The organism is Pseudomonas sp. MWU15-20650, from assembly GCF_023242475.1.
Taxonomy (GTDB): Bacteria; Pseudomonadota; Gammaproteobacteria; order Pseudomonadales; family Pseudomonadaceae; genus Aquipseudomonas.
The window spans coordinates 18,010-38,924 of record NZ_JALJFG010000004.1 but is presented as its reverse complement, the minus strand read 5'-3'; the positions used below and the strand labels follow the sequence as shown (position 1 = coordinate 38,924).

Genomic DNA, 20,915 nt, shown 5'->3' with positions numbered 1-20,915 from the left:
GGATAAGTCCTACCGTCTCTCAAATAAAAAGCTGTACATGCATACAGTATTATCCTACATTCCATCCCAGGTGATCGGATGTCGCCTGCGCTTTAATTTTTTAACTATGGATGGATAAAAAATGAAATCGAAAAAAGCCCTTATGCTGGGCGCGGCCATGATGGCCTCTTGCTTCGTCTCGGCCTTTGCCCTGGCCGAGCCAACCCTTCCCACGCTTACCCCCGGAACGGTCGACCAGGCCGTGATTGACGCGATGAAGCCTGGCGGCACGCTGACGCCGGTGCCGATTCCTGATGACGTACTGCAAAAGCTCCTGGATGCCAAGAATGGCAAGGTAAAACCCGCCACCCAGGCGGCCAAGTCCGCACCGTTCAACACGGCCGTCAACGTCTTGAAAAAACCTAGCCAGGCCAACCTGAAAAGCGCTGCGGTTGCCGCCTTTGAGCCACTGTTCCCGACCCTGGACATCAACACCCTTTACACCATCAGCGACGTGCAAACCGGTCAGGAATTCCCTTACCACTTCAACCTGCCGAACAACGCCCGCGTGCTGATGCAATTGATCAACCAGAGCGCTGGCTCGGATATGTCACTGACGCTGTTTCGGGACGACGGCCAAGGCAACCCGCAATTCATCGCCACCTCCGACAACCCTGGCAACACTGATGAGTACCTCGACGGTGTGCTGCCGGCGGGTGATTACTATTGGTTCATGGTGGCCAAGGCCGCCAGCAATGGGCAGTTCAGTTTTGGCGTGGCGGTAGACAGCAACATCGATGCCTTTGAACCCAACGACACCGCGCAAACCGCATTTGTGTTGCCGGACTCGATGAACAAGGTCAGCGGCAATCTGGATAACGCCAACGATGTCGATTACTTCGACTTCAAGGCCGTGCGTGGCCAGAGTGTGAGCATGTACTTGGCGGGCGATGAGAGTGGCAGCCGTAACCAGTGGATCTTCGACCGTTTCGATGGCGTCAACTGGATCACCGTGCCGGCCGGTTCCACGTCGACCTACCCGAGCGTCGCGCCGGGAACCACGGTCAAGGTGCGCGTGCGCGCCAACCCAGCCGTGGTGCAGGACCCGAGCAAGTATTACCAACTGAGCTTGGGCTCGACGCCGCGTTTGAACACCCACGATGTCAAAGGTGACAACATCGTACGTGTGCCGGTGGGTGAAATGCCGTTGGCCACGCAAACCGCGCGCCTGCTGAACTGGTCGACCCAGTGGTCGGACTCCACTGGTGCGCCGCTGTTGGGTGTCACTCCGGTACTGCGTGTCGATAACCACTTCATCGACTTCAACTACCGTTGGGTCGACTACCAGGCGACGACCAACAGTGCCGGTGTATCCAACGCCACGGCCAATATCGGCACGTGCTTTGGTGACTACCACACGGTGATCAACGACAGCAGCACCGGTGTGCCGTACAAGTGGGACACCACCTACAACCAGGGTGGCTGGCGCATTGAGCTGGCCGAATTCCCCGGTGTGGGCGTCGGTGGTGCGAACGTGCAGTACGTGAGCCTGGGGCATATCTGCACCCAGACCATCGTCCACTGATACATCGGTATCAGTGAAAAGGAGCAGCCTATGGGCTTAATGCCCGTCAGTTAAGCGCTAGAACGAGCAACCGGTAACCTGTGGCGAGCGGGCTTGCCCCGCGTTGGGGCGCGTAGCGCCCCCAAAGAAGGACGAATGCGGTGTACCCGATACTCCGCGCAGATAGCTTTTGGGGCTGCTGCGCACCCCAACGCGGACGGTGCGACGATTCGACAAGCCCGCTCGCCACAGTGATAGTGTTCCTTCTTAACTGACTGGCATTAGCCTATGGGCTGCCCCTTTTTATTCGTTGGCCAGTGCCGAGGCCAGCGGCAGTCGCGCCAGGCTCGTGCTGGTCAGCGACCCGAGGTACAGCCAGTCGCCATACTCCCGGGCCGTGGTGATGGGCGAATAATTACCCGCGCTGCCATCCTGCAAATTGGCAATGACTTTGCCGTGGGTGTCCAGCCCCAGCACAAAGGCTTTGCGCTCGATGGGCTTGGGGATCACCATCATTTTGCGCACCAGGGGGTAGCCGGCAAAACCATCCAGCAACGGGCTGCGCGGCGCATACAGGGCCACCCAGTAGCGGCTGATGCGGTAGGCGCCGGTTTCGTTGACCAGGACGTAGTGTTCATCCGGGCCCAACGCCACGCCGTTGGCAAATTGCAGGTGCTCGAGCAGTACCTCGGTGGTGCCTTCGCTGAAGTCATAACGCAACAGCCGGCCATCGCCGCCGTGCTCGATGACGGCCTCGCCATCCTGGCCGTAACCCCAACGGCTCGATGCGTCGCTGAAATACGCATAGCGCCCGGCGGCGTCCACGGTGACGTCATCGGTAAAACCGAAGGGCACCCCTTTGGCCTCGGTGCTCAGGGACGTCAATTGACGGTTTCCATCCAGGGCGAGCAACCCCTTGATCCCATCGGCAATGATCAAGCGCCCATCCGGGTGCAGCGCCAGGCCGAATGACGCCATTTTTTGGAACGGGTACTCATGACGACTCCTGATTGTCGTGGTGGGCTGGCTCCCAATGGAGGGTGCCGAACAGATAGTCCATCAGCGGCAGGACGATATTGAAATTGCGCCCCTGCATCAGCTCGCGACGGTGGTGCAAGGCGTGCAGCCGGTGCATCTGGCGAATCCACGGCAGGCGCGCGACCGGATGTTCGCCAGGCAAGTGTTCACAGGCGTGAAACACCTCGTAGAGCAGGTAGCCGAGGATCATGCAGCCGGCAAATAGCCCGGCAACGTTGGGGCTCAGTTGCTTGAGCAGCCACCAGGCGGGGAGGGTGATGGCCAGGCTGTGCAGCACGATCAGCCAGGCCGGAAAGAGGATGACGCGCCAGTCCCTGGGGCTGTCGTAGGTCATATGCCCAGGGGTGAAGAAACTGTGGTGGTCGCCGGTATGGCGGGCATAGAACAGTCGGGCGAAGGTGTGTTTGTGATGGCCGAGGTGGCGGTGCACAAGGTAGATACACAGGTTGAAGAACACCAGGGTCAGGGGCACGGTCAGCCATTGCAACGCGGTGATACTGGCGGTGGAGGACCACGCCAGGGTGATGCAGGCGATGCCGTAGCCGAGGACGAACGCGGCATGCAGCCAGGAGTTGTAGTGGCGGTGCACGCCGGCGCGGTAGTGGGCGCGGAAGGTCTCGGTGGGGTGGGGCATGGTGGGCTGCTCGGTCTTTTTGTCAGGGACTGAGCTTAGTGGGTGGGGCGCAATGTGCGAGTTTTTTGCTGGGGGTTTGCTCCCGTGACGGCTCGACAGCCGACGACTATCCAACTGATGCGCCGCGATCCAAACGTGGGAGGGGGGCTTGCCCCCGATGGCGGCGGGTCAATCACCCAAGCGTATGCTGACACCCCCTAATCGGGGCACGCCCCCATAACTGAACAAATTCATTGCCGCGCTTCAAACGACCAACGGGGGCTTGCGCCACCCCCGTTTAGTTGTTAGCTTCTGACAAAATGTTATCGATAACATTTGCTCTAAAAATAAAAACAAAACAGAGACTCATGCCATGAAAATGCTTCCGAAAACCCTGTGTTTACTGGCTGTCGGTATCACCCTCGGCACCGCATCCCCAGCGTTTGCCGACGTTGCCAAACCCATCCGCATCGGTGCGTCGTTCCAGGAAATCAATAACCCCTATTTCGTCACCATGAAAAACGCCCTGGAAGACGCTGGCGCGACCATTGGCGCGAAATTGATCATCACGGACGCTCGCCACGACGTGTCCAAGCAGGTCAGCGACGTTGAAGACATGCTGCAAAAAGGCATCGACATCCTGCTGATCAACCCCACCGACTCGGTCGGCGTTCAATCGGCGGTCAAATCCGCCCATGCCGCTGGTGTAGTGGTGGTGGCGGTAGACGCTCAGGCTGACGGCCCGCTGGACGCGTTCGTAGGTTCGAAGAACTTCGACGCCGGCTTCCAGGCGTGCGAATACCTGGCTAAACACATCGGTGACAAAGGCAATGTCGCCATTCTCGACGGCATTGCCGTGGTACCGATCCTTGAGCGTGTGCGCGGCTGCAAAGAGGCGCTGGCCAAGCACCCGGACATCAAGATTGTCAGCATCCAGAACGGCAAGCAGGAACGTGACCAGGCGCTGACCGTCACCGAAAACATGTTGCAGGCCCAGCCCGCCCTCAAGGGCATTTTCAGCGTGAATGACAACGGCTCCCTGGGCGCGCTGTCGGCCATCGAAGCCAGCGGGATGGATGTGAAACTGGTCAGCGTCGACGGCGCGCCGGAAGCGATCAAGGCGATCCAGAAGCCCGGCAGTCATTTCATCGCCACCTCGGCCCAATACCCCCGCGACCAGATCCGCCTGGCCCTGGGCATTGCCCTGGCCAAGCGCTGGGGCTCGCAAGTACCGGCGACCGTACCGGTGGACATCACCTTGATCGACCAGGCCAAGGCCAAGGACTTCAGCTGGTAAATCGTCCGGGCTCCACGCCAGCCGTGGGGCCCGGGTCATCCTTCTGAACGTGAGGTCGGTGGTATGAACAGTCTTCTGAAACTGGAAAACATCTGTAAGCGCTACCCGGGTGTGCAGGCCCTCAAGTCCATCAACCTGCAAGTGGAACGCGGCGAAATCCACGCGTTGCTCGGGGAAAATGGCGCGGGTAAATCAACCTTGATGAAGATCCTCGGCGGCGTCGAGCATCAGGATGAAGGGCAAATTCTGATCGACGGCCAGGCCCGCACATTTGCGACCTACCGTGATGCGATTGCCGCCGGTATCGGCATCGTATTCCAGGAGTTCAGCCTGATTCCCTACCTCACGGCGGTGGAAAATATTTTCCTGGGCCATGAACTGAGCAACCGCTTCGGCCTGTTGCGCAAGCGTGAGATGGTCGCGGCGTCCGAGGCGTTGTTCAAGCGCCTGGGTGTGAGCATCGACCTGCACTGCGCGGTCAAGCACCTGAGTGTGGCAGAGCAGCAGTTCGTTGAAATCGCCAAGGCCCTGGCCCTGGACGCACGGTTGCTGGTCCTTGATGAACCGACTGCAACCCTGACCCCCAGCGAAGCCGAGCTGCTGTTCGAGATCATGCGCGAACTCAAGCGCCAGGGCGTGGCGGTGATTTTTATCTCCCACCACCTGGAGGAAATTTTCCAGGTGTGCGACCGCATCAGCGTGCTGCGCGACGGCGGCAATGTGGGCGTCACCGATGTGGCCGACAGCGACATCGACCGCCTGGTGGAGATGATGGTCGGTCGCCGCCTGGAATGCAGTTTCCCACCCAAGCCAACGACCGAGCGCGGCCCGTTGTTGCTGGAGGTCAAGGACATCCAGCTGGTGCGCAACGGCCCGCACAATAGTTTCCAGCTGCACAAGGGCGAGATCCTCGGCTTCGCCGGGCTGGTGGGCTCGGGCCGCACCGAGCTGGCCTTGGGCATGATGGGCGCGCGGCCATCGGTGAGCAAAGACGTGTGGCTGCGTGGCAAAAAAATCAGCCTCGATGACCCGGCTCAAGCCTTGGCGCAAGGCATCGGCCTGCTGCCGGAAAGCCGCAAGAGCGAAGGGCTGATCACCGAGTTCAGCATTCGCGAAAACATCGCCCTGAACAACCTGCCCAAGTACCAGAACGCCTGGGGCCTGATCGACGAGGCCAAGGAATGCGCCAGCGTCGAAGCGCTGATGCGCCAGCTGTCGATCAAGGCGCCCAGCGGCGAGAGCCGGGTGTTCAACCTCAGCGGCGGCAACCAGCAAAAAGTGGTGATCGCGCGCTGGATCAACCACCACTGCGAGGTGCTGGTGTTCGATGAGCCCACGCGTGGCATCGACGTCGGCGCCAAGGCGCAGATCTACGCCTTGATGCGCAGCCTCACTGAACAGGGCTACGCCATCATCATGATTTCCTCCGAACTGCCCGAAGTCATCGGCATGTGCGACCGCGTCGCCGTGTTCCACAAGGGTGCGATCGTCAAGGTCCTGGAAGCATCCGCCGTCAATCCTCAAGAGGTCATGCGCCATGCAACAGGGGGCTCAAGTGAATACGTCCATTAACACCGCGGGCGCCAGCCGATTGCGCCCGAACCTGGCACGGCTGGTGCGCTCGCCAGCGTTTTATCCCTTCGTCGGGCTGGTGGTGGTGACCCTGGTGATGATCCTCGCCAGTGACACGTTCCTCACCGCCGGCAACCTCTCCAATATCGCCCGCCAGGTATCGATCAACGCGATTATCGCGGTGGGCATGACCTGCGTGATTCTCACCGGTGGCATTGATTTGTCGGTGGGGCCGGTGATGGCGTTATCCGGCACCCTGACGGCCGGGCTGATGGTCGTGGGGCTGCCGCCAGGTCTGGCGATCGGCGCCGGCATGCTGGTGGGCGTGGCCTTCGGCATCGGCAACGGTGTGTTCGTGGCCTACCTGCACATGCCACCGATTATCGTCACCCTGGCGACCATGGGCATCGCCCGTGGGTTCGGCCTGATGTACACCGACGGCTACCCGATCTCCGGGCTGCCGGAGTGGTTCGCCTTCTTTGGCCGCGACAGCCTGTTCGGTGTCCAGGTGCCGATCCTGATCATGTTGCTCACCTATCTGGCGGCCTATGTGCTGCTGCAGCACACGCGCATCGGCCGCTACATCTACGCCATCGGCGGCAATGAAGAAGCGGTGCGGTTGTCCGGGGTGCGCGCGGCGCGTTTCAAATTGCTGGTGTATGGCATCAGTGGCCTCACCGCAGCGATTGCCGGTTTGGTGCTGACCTCGCGCTTGATGAGCGGCCAGCCGAATGCCGGTGTGTCGTTCGAGCTGGATGCGATTGCTGCCGTGGTACTGGGCGGCGCCTCGATTGCCGGAGGGCGCGGGGTGATCGTCGGCACGTTGCTCGGCGCCATGCTGCTGGGCGTGTTGAACAACGGTTTGAACATGCTCGGCGTCTCGCCCTACGTCCAGAGCGTGATCAAGGGCGCAATTATTTTGCTGGCGATCTTTATCAGTCGTCAGCGCCATCGCTAACCACCTCTCCACACAGGACCTCACACCATGGACAAGCACAGTGAAATGCAAGCCGTCGTCTGCCACGGCCCGAAAGACTACCGCCTGGAACGCATCGGCAGGCCCCGGGCGCGCGCCAACGAACTGGTGATCCGCATCGCCGCCTGCGGCATTTGCGCCAGCGACTGCAAATGCCACTCCGGCGCTGCGATGTTCTGGGGCGGTGACAACCCGTGGGTCAAGGCGCCCGTAGTGCCGGGCCACGAATTTTTCGGCTATGTGGTGGAGGCGGGCGAGGGCGCCGAGGAACACTTCGAGGTCAGTGTCGGTGACAAGGTCATTGCCGAGCAGATCGTGCCGTGCGGCAAGTGCCGTTTCTGTAAGTCGGGCAAATACTGGATGTGCGAAGTGCACAACATCTTTGGTTTCCAGCGTGAAGTGGCCGAAGGCGGCATGGCCCAATACATGCGCATCCCCAAGACCGCCATCGTGCACAAGATTCCCGAGTCGGTGTCGTTGGAAGACTCGGCGCTGGTGGAACCGATGGCTTGCTCGATCCATACCGTCAACCGCGGTGATATCCAGCTCGACGACGTAGTGGTGATCGCCGGTGCCGGCACCCTGGGCCTGTGCATGGTGCAGGTGGCGGCGTTGAAGACGCCGAAAAAACTGGTGGTGATCGACATGGTCGACGAGCGCCTGGAACTGGCGAAGCAATATGGCGCCGATGTGGTGATCAACCCCGCTCGCGACAACGCCCGCGAGATCATCAATGGCCTCACTGAAAACTATGGCTGTGACGTCTACATCGAAACCACCGGCGTGCCGGCCGGCGTCACCCAGGGCCTGGACCTGATCCGCAAGCTGGGGCGTTTTGTCGAGTTCAGCGTGTTCGGCGCCGAGACCAGTGTGGACTGGTCGATCATCGGTGACCGCAAGGAGCTCGACGTGCGTGGCGCTCACCTGGGGCCGTATTGCTACCCGATCGCCATCGACTTGTTCGAGCGCGGCCTGGTCACCTCCAAAGGCATTGTCACCCATGACTTCCCGCTGGACGATTTCGCCGAAGCCTTCGCGTTGGCTAACTCGACTCGCTCGATCAAGGTACTGCTGAAGCCGGGGCTTTGAAATGAACTACGTGATGGGGGTCGATATCGGAACCCAAAGTACCAAGGCGCTGTTGGTGGATGCCCAAGGCACGATCATCGCCCAGCATAGCCAGGGGTATCGCGTGGATACGCCGAAAGTGCGCTGGGCCGAGCAATGGCCGCAGGTCTGGCTGGACGCCGTCGAGGTGTGTGCTGCCCAGTGCATGGCCAAGGCCGGTGTGGCCGCCGGGCAGGTCAAGGCACTGTGCATCAGCAGCCTGTACGGCGGATCGGGGATCGCGGTGGATGCACAGATCACACCGCTGCATCCGTGCCTGATCTGGATGGACCGCCGCGCAGGTGAGCAAGTCGCCTGGGTGCGTGAGCAGGTGGATCTGCACCGGCTGTTCGAGGTCACCGGTAACTCGGTGGACAGCTACTACGGCTTCACCAAGATGCTCTGGCTCAAGCAGCATCAGCCACAGGTGTGGGCCAATACACGCTACCTGCTGCCGCCCAACAGCTATATCAACTGGTGCCTGACCGGTGAGTTGGCAGTCGATCACAGCAGCGCCGGCAATATCGGCGGCGTGTATGACGTGGCCAGGCGCAGTTGGTCGCAGGAGATGCTGGCGGCGCTGGATATTCCCTTGGCGATGATGCCCGAGCGGCTGGTGTATTCGGGTGAGGTCGTGGGCACCCTGCTGGAAGGCTGGGCCACGCGCCTGGGCTTGCAGGCGGGCACGCCGATTCTCGCCGGTGGCGTCGATGCGGCTATGGCGACACTGGCTGCCGGCGTGACCCAACCGGGCAACCATGTGGCAATGATCGGCACCAGCATGTGCTGGGGCTACCTGAACCAACAGGTGGATGCGCGTCATGGGTTGGTGAGCATGCCCCACGTCTACAACGGCCACCGTGACCTGTACATCTTCGGCGGCGCAATCACGGCCGGTGCGTCGGTCAGCTGGTTTCGCGAGCAGTTCTGCCAGGCCGAGGAACAACAGGCCAGGGCCACCGGGCAAGACAGCCTGGTGCTGTTGGAGCAGAGCGCGATGACGATCCCGGCGGGCAGCGAAGGCTTGTTGTTCCTGCCCTACTTGATGGGTGAACGCAGCCCGGTGTGGGACGACCGCGCCAGCGGCAGTTTTGTCGGGCTCAACCTGTATCACAGCCGTATCCACCTGTACCGCGCGGTGCTTGAAGGGGTCAGCTTTGCCTTGCGGCACAACATCGAGGCGGGTACGCAGGGCGCGCATTCGCTGGACCCCCGTTTGATTGTGGTGGGTGGTGCGAGCCATTCGGACCTGTGGATGCAGATTATTGCCGATGTCACGCGCTACCCGGTCTACACCATCGTGCAGGAGGTTGAAGCGGCTTTGGGCGCGGCGTTGCTGGCGGCGCACACGGTAGGGTTGGTGAGTGATGGGGAGATGGACCAAGGGTGGGTGCAGTTGGAACTGCGGGCGCAGCCTAAGCGGGAGAATGTCATGACTTACGACCGTGCATTTGGCGAGTATTTGAAGCTCTACCCGGCCCTGAAACCGATCATGCACAACCTGCAAACGCCCTGACTCAACGCGGTTGAAAATGGGGGAGTAATACCAGTCAGTCAAGAAGGAGAAAGGCTAAAAAGTAACCTGTGGCGAGGGAGCTTGCCCTCGCCACAGATACAGCGTTCACCCTCATCCCACAGGGGATCTTCATTGTTTTCGAGAGCTTGATCCATGCATGTCACCTTTGACTTCACCCACCACCGTATCCTCGTCACCGGTGCCAGCAGCGGCATCGGCCGTGAAATTGCCCAGCAGTTGATCAGCAGCGGCGCCGAAGTCTTCGCCCTCGGCCGCGACGCCCGGGCCTTGGCCGAACTGGGTTGCCAGGTCGTGTGCCTGGACATCGCCAACAGCGCCGCCCTCGATGCGGCCCTGCAAGACCTGCCTGCCATGCACGGCCTGGTCAACTGTGCCGGCATCTCGCGCCTGGAGCCGGCCGTTGCGATCAGCGCCGATGCCTTCGACCAAGTGATGAACGTCAACGCCCGTGCCGCCGCCCAGGTGGCCAGTCGTGTCGCGGCAAAAATGATCGAAGCCAGGATCGCCGGTAGTATCGTCAACGTCTCCAGCCAGGCTTCCCTGGTGGCCCTGGATGATCACCTCGGCTACTGCGCGTCCAAGGCGGCACTCGATGCAATCACCCGCGTGCAATGTGCCGAGTGGGGCCGGTTTGGCATACGCGTCAACAGCGTCAACCCCACCGTGACGCTGACCCCGATGGCGGCCATGGCCTGGTCCGACCCGGCCAAGCGTGACCCGGCACTGGCCGCGATCCCGCTGGGGCGTTTTGCGCAACCGGCAGAGGTGGCGCTGCCGGTGTTGTTCCTGCTCAGCGACACCGCCAGCATGATCAGCGGCGTGAGCCTGCCCATCGACGGTGGCTACACCAGCCGCTAGTCGTTTTCCAACTGGCCGGCAATCACCACCTTGTCCCGTGGCTTGTACGGGTCTTCCAGGCGGTCGAGCAGCAGGCGTACCGCGCTGCTGCCGGCCAGCGACGCGTCGTGGGCCACGCAGGCGATCGGCACACCGAAGATATCGGCGAAAGGCAGGCGGTCGATGCCGCAGATGGTCAGGCTGTCGTGAGCAATGTTGTGCATGCGCAGTGCGCGCAGGGCTCCAAGGGTGATCAACTGGTTGAAGCCCATGATGGCGTCCGGCGCCGAATGGGTGGCCAGGTAGTCGAGGGTGTGCAAGTAAGACGGCATCAGCGTGTAGTCGCCGGCCTGCACCTCGAGCTGAATGTGCGGGTGTTCGGCCAGCACTTCGCGCAGCCCCTTGAGGCGCTCCACGGTGATACGTGAATGCTCGGGCCCGGTCAGCACCAACAGGCGCTTGAGGTTCGGGGTCTGGCGTAACAGGTAATGCGCGGCCTGGAGACCGCTGTGGTAATTGTCGAGCACGACACGGCTGAACGGGCTGTCGTGGATCGTGCGATCGAGCAGCACCACCGGGGTCTTACCGTTGCGCAAGCGTTCCAGGTAATCCGGCTGGTAGCTCGGCTCATCGGAGACCGGCGACAGGATGATACCCGCCACGCGATAGCCCAGCAGGGTATCGACCGCCTTGCTTTCCAGCTCTTCGAGCTCATCGGTGTCCACCAGCATGATGGTGTAGCCGTGCTGCTTGGCCTCGCGGGAAATGGCCTTGATCATCTCGCTGTAGAACGGGTTGTCCACCGATGCGGTAATCACGCCGATGATCAGGCTTTCACTGCGCTTGAGCCCGCGGGCGAAGGCGTTGGGCACGTAGTCCAGCTCCCGTGCGACCTCGAGGATACGCGCCAGGGTGGCGGGCTTGACCAGGTCAGGTTTGCTCAGCGCACGGGACACCGTGATGGTGGTCATGCCGACCCGTTTGGCGATGTCGCTGATGGTGACGGACTTTTTCTTGTTCATCGATAAGGCTGCAAAGGGACACACCCGCAGGCTAGCATGCGCGGCAGCATCCGGTGCTTCAAATCAGCGGGTCCCAGCGTTGCGACCAGTCACTTTCGGCCTTGACCACCTCGCGCAGCAACGCCAGCGCCTGTTGCAGCACCGCCGAATCCCGCGCCCGTGAATACACCAGGTAGGTCGGGAAACTGAACTCCGGTGCCTTGGCCACCCGCTGCATCACACCGCTGTCCAGGTAACTCTGCACCACCCGTGTACGGAAGTAGCCGGCGCCGCCGTGCTCCAGGATGTACTGCAAGGCCAGCGGCCCGAGGTTGAAACTCAACGCGGCGCGGGCCTTGTCGGGCAGGGCGGCATCATGTTGCTGGCGAAAACCCTGGCCCCAATCGATATACACGTACGGCTCCGGCTGGCCGGCCCGTTGCACCAGGATCAGTTTTTCCTCCAGCACCTGTTCCACCTGCAAGCCCGGCCAGTAGTGCGGCTGGAACACCAGCGCGGCATCGAGCACACCCAGTTCCAGCTGGCGCAACAGGTACTCGCCTTCACGCACCTCGGTGCGCAGGGCATACCCGGGGATATGCGTGCGCAGCGCCTGAGCCCAGCCCAGCATCAGTGGGTTGCACAGGCTGACCTCACCGCCGATATGCAGCACATTGCGATACCCATCGGGCAGCGGCAGGTCACGCTTGGCGGCTTCCCAGGTTTGCAGCAACTGGTTGGCGTACACCACAAAGGCTTCGCCATCGGCGGTCAGGCGCGCCCCGGCACGGTTGCGCACAAACAGCGTGCTGCCCAACTGGCTCTCCAGGTTCTTCACGCGGGCGGTAATCGCGGTCTGGGTGACGTGCAGTTTCTCGGCCGCCGCGGCCAGGCTGCCGCAGCGGGTGATTTCGAGGAAGGTACGTGCCAGTTCGATGTCCATGGGTGCCAGCCGACGAGGAAAATGGCTGTCATTGTAGAGTCATCGGAGCCTGGACTTGCACTCATTCGTGCTGCACAAACGCGGCATCCTGTGATTGCGCCGTTTCGACAATGTTCACCGCTTTTGGCGCTGGCGGGTATTGAGTCCAGTACAGACTATTGTTCGATTGATGGGTAAGGCCCTTACCCACTTCATCGCCATTGGCGCGCAGGAGTCGGTAGGTATAGCTGATCACGTAGACGGCAACGGCTTTATAGGCACCCAGGGTGCACCAGACGGTGAAGGTCTTGGAGGTCGTCCAACCCTGGGTGATCGAATTGCTTTGGCTGACACTGAAGTTGCTTTTCGCCGTGGACTTGAAGAAGGTGGCAAAGGTGGCTTCTACCGATAGTTCGCCGCCTGTGGTGTCTGTCTTCGTTTGTGTGCTGCTGGCGGACTTACTGGACTGGATCGTCCAGTTGTAGCGCTGAATGTCACCCGTATTATTGTAGGCATGGCGTACCAGCTTATAGTCTTCCGTTCTCTGCAGCTGATACTGGGGCGATCGAATAAACTGCTGATCCGGTGTCAGCGTCGGGTCGCTGATGACAAACCAAGGCAGAAAGGTCGTATAGGTCGCCGTCGTTCGTTCATGGTCTGAGGGCTGCGCATAGCTTTGCAACACGGGCGCGTGCGATGGCTCGGGTGGGGCCTGAATGGATAAGTGTGTCCGAAGGGCGTAGGTGTTGTTTACCGATGAAGGCGCTGCGTACTGGTCGTGACCGATGAAGGTGCCGGTGCTGAAAAACACTTCCGCCGGCAAGGGCGAGGGCGGTGAGATGCTCCAGGCGGAGAAGTTTGTGCTGGCATGTGTGCCCCTGTCGTTCCAGACCTCCTTATTGACCTGGGCCTGGATAACCAGGTCTTGGCGCACGCATTTGACCGTTGCGATATCCGGTGCACGCGGTGAATTGCTGCACACCAACCCCATGCTCACGTAACCGGGCGGTGGCTGCGGGCGCCAGATGGACAGCGTGAGTTCGGGTCTTTGTATCTCCCATACCCAGGTAAAGTCGGTCGGTGGTTTGAGCGCGGTACCCGTCGGGCCCTGTGCATCGGCCACAATGGGCACCACCTTACAGGCCGTGAATATCGATGAAGTTGGGTTCCAGTACATCACCGAGTATCGAATACTCGGCGAGTGACGGCGTCACGCGAGGGCGATAGAGCGTAAAGGCGGCGTCACCGAAGTGCCCGGATTCGCCGGTACTGTTGTTGCCGTAATAGGCAAAGTCAGACGTGAAGTTAATAAGCAGGTCTTTGTATCTGATCGATTCCACGCTGGGAACTCCTTCAAGGTTGAGGTGCTAATACCCTGAGGATTTGACCGCTGATATGGCCTGGTAGAGCGGTACATAGCTGTCCCAGGCCATTTATCAATCGCCCAACCCGGGTTTTCGGCGCTTTCAGAGATTGCGTCGGGAACGCTTTGGCATACACCTGGCACACCCTCAACACCTGCTCATCGTATGGGGTGACTCCCTGGTTTAGTTATTGGCTGGAGCGGCAAGGGCGATACGGTGGAGCAAGGGCCTGTGGGCAGGCGTTTTTATTGGGTAACGCAGTGTGCGGGTTGGAATGCCGTCAAATGTGGGAGGGGGCTTGCCCCCGATTACTGAGTGTCAGTCACTGCATCGGGTGACTGATCCACTGCTATCGGGGCATAGGTATCTACACAACTCGGGGGGGCAGCGTTGAACCTGTGGCGAGCGGGCTTGTCCCGCGTTGGGCTGCGCAGCAGCCCCAAAATATCGGGTACACCGCATTCGTCCCTCTTAGGGGGCGCTACGCGCCCCAACGCGGGACAAGCCCGCTCGCCACAGGGGAATATGACGGCCTTCAGAAGTTGTGTAGATACCGATGGCTATCGGGAGCAAGCCCCCTTCCACATTGGACTGTGGTGTTTTCAGTGGTTGTTGGTCGAACTCCAGAAGGCAGTGCGGGCTGACCTGGCCTTCCAGGGCCGTCATAGGGTGTTCGGCATCGCACATCTGTTCACGCATCCAACTGCGCACGGCACTTTCATCCCCACCACGGGGGCCGGAGCGCGTGCTCACCAGCCCCTCGAGCTCAAGCGCCTTGAGTGCTTCACGGGCCGAGCCCTTGGAACACTGGAAGCTTTCCATCAACTCACGCTCGGTATCAGGAGCTCGTAATGCGGCCATCATTCCCATGCTCCGCGATCGAGGCAGCGCACTGACGTCCGTGGCTGCTTGCCGTATACCATAAAATCCCCCAGCCAACGGTTGACGCAATCATCGGCCAACGTGCTGGTCGACGCCTTGAGCAGTAACTGCTCGACGCCGGTAGCGATGGGCTCGTCGCGCTCGGCGTTAATCAGCACCATGCGCGCGACGCGCTCGGGAAACAGTGTGCCGTAGCGGCTGCCAAGCCGGGTGGCCTCGGCGTTGCCCAGATAGTTCAGGTGTGCGTCGCCCAGTTGGCCGCGCACGAACTCCATATCTCGCGCAGCTTGTTCGATCCCGTTTTCCTGCTTCAGGTTGCGCGGGCTCAATTCGATCACGTCATATCGGTCGACGAGTGTGCGATATGCCGGGGTGGCAAAGGACTCCCAGCGGCTGACCAAGTGGAGGACAAAGGTGGAGCCTTGAGCTTTTGGCGGCTCGCCGGCCTGGATAAACACCACGCCTTCGCGACTGAGCGGTTGGCGGGCGCCGACGCGTGTCAGGGTCAGGCGTACACGACCGCGCTCGGGGGCGGCATAGTCACGGGGCACCATTACCCAGCCACATTGGGTACGTTCAAGCACCTCGGGGTCGAGTCGTGCAACCGGCGGGAGCGGGCAGTCCAGCAGCCAGTCAATTGCAGTGGGCGCGATCAAGGGTTCGGCCAGCACCAGGTGTGCTATCAGCCAGCAGCCAATGCCCGCCAGGCTTTTTACAAGAACGCTGGGTTTCATCATGAGGTCCCGGGCAGCCGTGTGATGGCGGCTTTTTTACCAAGGACCTTGGGTCAGAAAATGTAGGGCTAGGAAACAGTTTGTGTAAGAAACAGGAGTTTTGTTTATTGGATGCCGGTGTTCCAGCCGCCACCCAGTGCCTTGTACAGGGCAATGCTGGCTTGCAGGCGCGCTAGCCGCAGTTGCACATTCAAGTCCTGGGCGGCGTACAAGGTGCGCTGGGTTTCCAGCACGGTGAGCCAGTCTTCGGCGCCGGCCTGATAGCGGCTTTGCGCAATCTCGAAGGCGGCCTGGGCCTGTTGCAGTTCCTCGGTTTGCCAGTGGCGCTGCTCGTCCAGGCGCGTGATGCTGCTGAGGGCTTTTTCCACATCGGCAAAACCGTTGATGATCGCCCCGCGGTAGGTTTGCAGCAGTTCATCCTGACGGGCGCGGGCCTTGTCACGCTCGGCGCTTAAACGGCCATGGTTGAAGATCGGCGTCACCAGGCCGGAGGTCAGGGTGTAGAACGGGCTGCGCAGCAGGTCTTTGGCCTTGGCGGACGCCGAGCCGAGGGTCGCGCCCAGCGTCACGGTGGGCAGCATGGCCGCACGGGCCACCGTGACGTCGGCGCTGGCTGCGGCGAGCTGTGCTTCGGCCTGGGCGAGGTCGGGGCGGCGGCTCAATAACTGGCTCGGCACGCCAGGGCCAATGCTTGGCCAGGTCAGGGTCTGGAAGGGCTCGGCCCCCAGGTCCAGCGCTTGCACAGGCTGGCCGAGCAAGGCGGCGAGGGTGATTCGGGAGGCCTCGGCCAATTGTTGAATCAGCGGCAATTGCCGTTGCTGGCTGGCCACCAGGCTTTTCTGTTGGGCCAGTTCCAAGGCCGTGGCGGAACCGGCGTCGTAGCGGGTTTGCACCAGGTTCAGCACATTCTGCGCATTCGTCAGGTTCAGCTCGGCGATCTGCACGCGTTGGCGCGCGGCGAGGGTCTGCGCGTAGTGGTCGGCGACGTTGCCGAGCAGGGTCAATTCCACGGTGGCGCGATCGAACTCACTGGCGCGCAGGGCCTGCAACGCGCTGTCTCGCGCGGCGGCGCGGCCGCCCCAGAAGTCCACTTCATAACTGGCGGTGAAGTGGGTGCCGAAGCTGTCGATGGTATTGTTGCTTTGCGTGGCATCCAGTGATGAGTGACCGGCGCCATGCAGCAGCTTTTCGCGGCTGGCGGTGAGGTTGAGCGTCACCTGGGGCCATAACGGCGCCCCGGCAATCACGGCGCTGGCCTGAGCCTGACGCACCCGTGCCATGGCGGCGGCCACGTCATAACTGTCCCGGCGCGCCTGGTCGATCAGGCGGTTGAGGGCCGGGCTGGCGAATTGCGTCCACCATTGTTGGTGGGTCGCCTGGGCGCCATTCTGCTCGGCGTATTGCCAAGCGGTGGGCGGGGCGATGCCGCTGTCGAAGGCAGGCGGGTTGCCGACGCACGCATTGAGCAACCCGCACAGGCTGAGCACGCACACGTGTGCCGGGAGGGATCGTCTATTCACGGGTCAACGCCTTAACCGGATCAAGCCGGGCAGCTTTACGGGCCGGCATAAAGCCGAATACGACACCGGTGACCAGCGCACAGCCAAACGCGCCGAGCCCCGCCACCAGGGAAAACTGCACGGCCACCTCGGCCAGCACCAGTACGCCGCCCACCAGCAGCGCCAGGGCCATACCGAACAGGCCGCCGACCACCGAGAGCATCACCGACTCAGTGAGGAACTGGCGCAGGATGTCGCGCTGACGCGCCCCGGTTGCCATGCGAATGCCGATTTCGCGGGTGCGTTCGCGCACGCTCATCAACATGATGTTCATCACGCCAATGCCACCTACCAGCAGGGAAATCGCGGCAATCGAGCCGAGCATCAGCGACAGCGTGTTCTGGGTTCGCGCTTCGGCCTGGATCATCGCGGCGTTGTTGGTCAGGTGATAGTCCGCCTTGCCGTGGTGCAGGCGCTTGAGCAACTGGTCGATGGCCTGTTCGGCGGCCCGTACGCGGGTGGCATCGGCGGCGGCAATCACCACGTACTCCGGGTTGTAGCTGCCGAACAGGCGAATGCTGGCGGCGGAGTAGGGGATGGCAATGCGGTCATCACTGTCCTTGTTGCCCGAGCTGGAGCCTTTTTCCTGGAGCACGCCTACCACCTGGAATGGCACGTTCTCGATCAAGATGTACTGGCCGATGGGGTTGACCTGGCCTTTGAACAGCTTGTCGCGCACCCGTGCACCGATCACCGCGACGGTGGCGGCGTTGCGTTCGTCGGCTTCGGTGAAGTAGCTGCCTTGCACCACCGGCCAGTTGAAGATCGTCGGGAAGTGGGTGTCATTGCCACCCACGTAGGCCATGTAGTCGATGTTGCCAAAGCGCACGCCGGCGTCGGCGCCGTTGACCGGCATGATCTGCTTCACCTGCGGCAGGGTGGCCAGGGCGGCCACGTCTTCGGGGGTGATGATGCCCAGCGGCGTGCGTGGGTTCGGCGACGAGCCGCTGACATACAGGATGTTGGAGCCGAACGCGCCCATTTGTGTCATCACCTGGCGCTTGCTGCCTTCGCCGACGGCCAGCATCACCACCACGGAGGCCACGCCGATGATGATCCCCAGCAGCGTCAGCGCGGTGCGCAAGCGGTTGATCCACATCACCCGCCAGGCGGCGCGTATCGCATCGAGCAGCTCGGCCTTCCAGGCGCCGTTGTGTTCGGCGCCATCGATCAGGCGCTGGCGCAGGTCCACGGCATGCAGGGCCCCGGCCGTCACCGCGGGCTCGACGGCGCAGGTTGCGGCCGCGTCGCTGATGACCAGGCCGTCGCGAATCTCGATGATGCGCTTGGCCCGTGCGGCCACTTCGCGGTCGTGGGTAATCAGGATGACCACGTGGCCCTGGCTCGCCAGTTCGTCGAGCAAGCTCATCACCTCGGCGCCGCTGTGGCTGTCGAGGGCGCCGGTGGGTTCGTCGGCGAGGATGATGTGGCCACCGTTCATCAGTGCCCGGGCAATGGACACCCGTTGCTGCTGGCCGCCGGAGAGTTGGTGCGGGCGGTTGCCGGTGCGTTCGGCGAGGCCCAGGCGGGTCAACAGGGCGTTGGCGCGGGCATGCCGTTCGGTGGCGCTGATGCCCGCATAAATCGCCGGCATCTCGACATTTTCCTGGGCCGAACCCGACGGGATCAAGTGGTAGCCCTGGAACACAAATCCGAAGGCTTCACGGCGCAGCCAGGCCAGTTCGTCGCTGTTCAGGTGGGCGACGTTTTCCCCGGCGAACAGGTAGTCGCCCTCGCTCGGGCGGTCGAGGCAACCGAGGATATTCATCAGCGTGGACTTGCCGGAACCAGAGGCGCCAACGATGGCCACGAATTCCCCGGCATGGATCGACAGGTCGATGCCGCGCAATACGTCGACCTGCGGACTGTCGCCACCACCGTAGGATTTGCGCAGATGCTTGAGTTCGATCAGGGGCGTGGTCAACTCAACCCCCATTGCTATCGGCCGGGCCGATCAGCAGGTGCTCGCCTTCGCTCAGGCCACCCAGCACCTCGCTACGCAGGCGGTCACTGATACCCAGGCGTACTTCACGGTCTTCGATGGCACCGTTTTTCGCCACCACTCGGGCGATGTGTCTATCCGCACCGGGCGCGCCTTGCAGGGCGGCGACGGGCACGGTCAGGGCGTCCTTGACTTGACCGGCGACGAAAAACACCTGGGTGGTCATTTCGGCCATCAGCGCGTTATCGGCGTTGTCCACGTCCAGCAGCACGGTGTACAGCACCACGCGGCCGCTGCCGCTTTTGCTCGAACTGCTGGGGCTGCCGCTGCCTTGGCTGGTTTCATTGAGCGGCTTGGGCGGGACCGGCAGGATCTGGCGCACGGTGCTGGTCCAGCGCCGGTTGCCGCCGCTCAAGGTGGTGAAGTAGGCGCTCATGCCGGGTTTGACATGGCCAATGTCGGCTTCGGAGACCTCGGCCCACACCGTCATCGGCGACAGCTTGGCGATGCGCAGGATCAGTGGGGTTTGTTGCTGTGCGTTGAGGGTCTGGCCGACTCGCGCATCCACCGCCACCACGGTACCGGCCATTGGCGCGTAGATCCGCGTGTAGCCCAGTTCCGCCTCGTCGCTGCGCAAACTGGCCTGGGCCTGGAGGATTTGCGCCTGGAACATAGCGACCCGCGCCTGGGTCGCGCTCAGCTCGGCCTTCGCGGTTTGCACGTCTTCTTCACGGGTGGCGTTACCCGCGCTCAGGCGCTGTTGACGCTGGTACTTTTGACGGGCCAAGGCATGTTGGGCTTTCTGCTCTTGCAGCTGCGCCTTGAGGTTTTCGATGGCGTAACGGCTGGCGTCGAGCTTGGCTTTTTGCGTCGAGGGGTCGATTTCCACCAGCAACTGGCCTGCCTTGACCTGGTCACCGGCCTCGACGTGGATCTTCTGGACCTGCCCGGATGCCTGCGCGCCGACATCCACATAACGACGCGGTTGCAGGGTGCCCAGCGCGGTCACGCTGTTTTCAATATCGCCGCGGGTCACGGTGACGGTCGCCAGGGTGTCGCGGCCCGGCGCAAGGTTCCACCAGGCGGCCAGTGCAAGGAGCAGGATCAGGCACGCCACAACAAGCAGGGCGCGTCGGGCAGGTCGAGGGCGTTTCATGCTTAGGTTCCAGCCGGGAAAGATCGGGGGCGCAGTTGCGCAGAGCTGACAGGTAAACGAGAAAAATGCCCGGGGATTTAGGTTGTTACACACGCGGTAACAGGTCGGCGGAAGAAAAAATGCTGACGTTGATGCAAGACTTCTTTAACAGTAGATGAGAATTACTATAAATTGCACATGCTCAAACTGCCATCATCGATGGGCTCGCTCCTGCATGATGGGCGGGCATCGTTACGTCACGGCCATGGGGTCAGGAGTCATGTTGGAAAACTACTATCGCGAGCTGGTGTGTTTCCTTAACGCCAAGCTGGGCAACCGTCAGGTGGCCGAGGATGTGGTGCATGACGCTTATGTGCGGGTGCTGGAGCGCTCCAGTGAGACACCGATCGAACAGCCTCGCGCGTTTCTGTACCGCACCGCGTTGAACCTGGTCATCGATGGCCATCGGCGTAACGCCGTGCGTCACGTCGAGCCCCTGGACGTGCTGGACAGCGAAGAGCGCTTCGCCACCTGCTCGCCGCACGCCCGCCATGATCAGGGTCTGCGCCTGGAGATGCTCGAGCGTGCCCTGGCTGAGTTGCCGGCCGCGTGTCGCGACAGCTTCCTGCTGCGCAAACTTGACGGCCTGTCCCACCTGCAAATCGCCGAGCGCCTGAACCTTTCCCGCAGCCTGGTGGAGAAACACATCGTCAATGCCATGAAGCATTGCCGCCTGCGTATGCGTGAGTGGTAAGCCCCCTGATCCGTTAGCCGTTAAATTTTATTTCATTGTCCTCGTTTCCTATCAACACACGGCCTGTTGTTCAGGCCATGAAGGTATTCCCGCCCCACCGCC

18 protein-coding genes and 1 pseudogene are annotated in these 20,915 nt (G+C 61.8%); 8 read left to right on the top strand and 11 right to left on the bottom strand.

Annotation, left to right across the window (positions count from 1 at the left end; genetic code table 11):
* The first annotated feature begins 121 nt into the window (after nt 1-121).
* Complete coding sequence (locus M5B43_RS05330) at nt 122-1,564, top strand: hypothetical protein (RefSeq protein WP_248749113.1); 1,443 nt, start codon at nt 122-124, stop codon at nt 1,562-1,564.
* 282 nt (nt 1,565-1,846) lie between these two features.
* Here the strand turns inward: M5B43_RS05330 and M5B43_RS05325 are convergent, their stop codons facing one another.
* Complete coding sequence (locus tag M5B43_RS05325; RefSeq protein WP_349292357.1) at nt 1,847-2,554, bottom strand: SMP-30/gluconolactonase/LRE family protein; 708 nt, start codon at nt 2,552-2,554, stop codon at nt 1,847-1,849.
* On the bottom strand, nt 2,538-3,215 hold the full coding sequence (locus M5B43_RS05320) for a sterol desaturase family protein (RefSeq protein ID WP_248749112.1): 678 nt from the start codon (nt 3,213-3,215) through the stop codon (nt 2,538-2,540). The genes M5B43_RS05325 and M5B43_RS05320 overlap by 17 nt, the downstream gene beginning before the upstream one ends.
* A 352-nt stretch (nt 3,216-3,567) precedes the next feature.
* Here M5B43_RS05320 and M5B43_RS05315 point away from each other — a divergent pair, with 352 nt between their 5' ends.
* The 6 genes from M5B43_RS05315 (at nt 3,568) to M5B43_RS05290 (ending at nt 10,541) form a co-directional block, all read left to right on the top strand.
* Nucleotides 3,568-4,491: a substrate-binding domain-containing protein gene (locus tag M5B43_RS05315; protein WP_248749111.1), complete on the top strand. Its 924-nt coding sequence runs from the start codon at nt 3,568-3,570 to the stop codon at nt 4,489-4,491.
* A 63-nt stretch (nt 4,492-4,554) separates the two neighbouring features.
* Nucleotides 4,555-6,063, top strand: a complete 1,509-nt coding sequence (locus M5B43_RS05310) for a sugar ABC transporter ATP-binding protein (protein WP_248749110.1) — start codon at nt 4,555-4,557, stop codon at nt 6,061-6,063.
* Nucleotides 6,029-7,021, top strand: a complete 993-nt coding sequence (locus M5B43_RS05305; protein ID WP_248749109.1) for a ribose ABC transporter permease — start codon at nt 6,029-6,031, stop codon at nt 7,019-7,021. The genes M5B43_RS05310 and M5B43_RS05305 overlap by 35 nt, the downstream gene beginning before the upstream one ends.
* Nucleotides 7,022-7,048: 27 nt before the next feature.
* Entirely contained in the window at nt 7,049-8,128 is a 1,080-nt protein-coding gene (locus M5B43_RS05300; protein ID WP_248749108.1) for an alcohol dehydrogenase catalytic domain-containing protein, read from the top strand.
* A 1-nt stretch (nt 8,129) separates the two neighbouring features.
* Complete coding sequence (locus tag M5B43_RS05295; protein WP_248749107.1) at nt 8,130-9,662, top strand: FGGY-family carbohydrate kinase; 1,533 nt, start codon at nt 8,130-8,132, stop codon at nt 9,660-9,662.
* 153 nt (nt 9,663-9,815) lie between these two features.
* Nucleotides 9,816-10,541: an SDR family oxidoreductase gene (locus M5B43_RS05290; protein ID WP_248749106.1), complete on the top strand. Its 726-nt coding sequence runs from the start codon at nt 9,816-9,818 to the stop codon at nt 10,539-10,541.
* Here the strand turns inward: M5B43_RS05290 and M5B43_RS05285 are convergent.
* The 9 genes and pseudogenes from M5B43_RS05285 to M5B43_RS05245 form a co-directional block, all read right to left on the bottom strand.
* A complete protein-coding gene (locus M5B43_RS05285) occupies nt 10,538-11,542 on the bottom strand; it encodes a LacI family DNA-binding transcriptional regulator (protein ID WP_248749105.1) in 1,005 nt (334 codons plus the stop codon). The two genes, M5B43_RS05290 and M5B43_RS05285, sit on opposite strands and share 4 nt — an antisense overlap.
* 58 nt (nt 11,543-11,600) lie before the next feature.
* The gene (locus M5B43_RS05280; protein ID WP_248749104.1) at nt 11,601-12,464 is read right to left on the bottom strand and encodes a LysR family transcriptional regulator; all 864 of its coding nucleotides are present in this window, start codon (nt 12,462-12,464) and stop codon (nt 11,601-11,603) included.
* A gap of 61 nt (nt 12,465-12,525) precedes the next feature.
* Nucleotides 12,526-13,566: a Vps62-related protein gene (locus M5B43_RS05275; RefSeq protein WP_248749103.1), complete on the bottom strand. Its 1,041-nt coding sequence runs from the start codon at nt 13,564-13,566 to the stop codon at nt 12,526-12,528.
* Nucleotides 13,567-13,579: 13 nt separating this feature from the next.
* The gene (locus M5B43_RS05270; protein ID WP_248749102.1) at nt 13,580-13,783 is read right to left on the bottom strand and encodes a hypothetical protein; all 204 of its coding nucleotides are present in this window, start codon (nt 13,781-13,783) and stop codon (nt 13,580-13,582) included.
* A 747-nt stretch (nt 13,784-14,530) separates the two neighbouring features.
* Nucleotides 14,531-14,644 (bottom strand): annotated as a pseudogene (locus tag M5B43_RS05265) (GntR family transcriptional regulator); the annotation flags it as partial.
* Between the two features lie 23 nt (nt 14,645-14,667).
* Nucleotides 14,668-15,423: an alpha/beta fold hydrolase gene (locus M5B43_RS05260; protein ID WP_248749101.1), complete on the bottom strand. Its 756-nt coding sequence runs from the start codon at nt 15,421-15,423 to the stop codon at nt 14,668-14,670.
* Between the two features lie 104 nt (nt 15,424-15,527).
* On the bottom strand, nt 15,528-16,943 hold the full coding sequence (locus tag M5B43_RS05255) for an efflux transporter outer membrane subunit (RefSeq protein WP_248749100.1): 1,416 nt from the start codon (nt 16,941-16,943) through the stop codon (nt 15,528-15,530).
* Nucleotides 16,936-18,918, bottom strand: a complete 1,983-nt coding sequence (locus tag M5B43_RS05250; RefSeq protein ID WP_248749099.1) for a MacB family efflux pump subunit — start codon at nt 18,916-18,918, stop codon at nt 16,936-16,938. The genes M5B43_RS05255 and M5B43_RS05250 overlap by 8 nt, the downstream gene beginning before the upstream one ends.
* The gene (locus M5B43_RS05245) at nt 18,908-20,080 is read right to left on the bottom strand and encodes an efflux RND transporter periplasmic adaptor subunit (protein ID WP_248749098.1); all 1,173 of its coding nucleotides are present in this window, start codon (nt 20,078-20,080) and stop codon (nt 18,908-18,910) included. The genes M5B43_RS05250 and M5B43_RS05245 overlap by 11 nt, the downstream gene beginning before the upstream one ends.
* Nucleotides 20,081-20,339: 259 nt before the next feature.
* Between M5B43_RS05245 and M5B43_RS05240 the strand changes: the two genes are divergently transcribed.
* On the top strand, nt 20,340-20,813 hold the full coding sequence (locus M5B43_RS05240) for a sigma-70 family RNA polymerase sigma factor (protein ID WP_283099378.1): 474 nt from the start codon (nt 20,340-20,342) through the stop codon (nt 20,811-20,813).
* Nucleotides 20,814-20,915 lie beyond the last annotated feature (102 nt).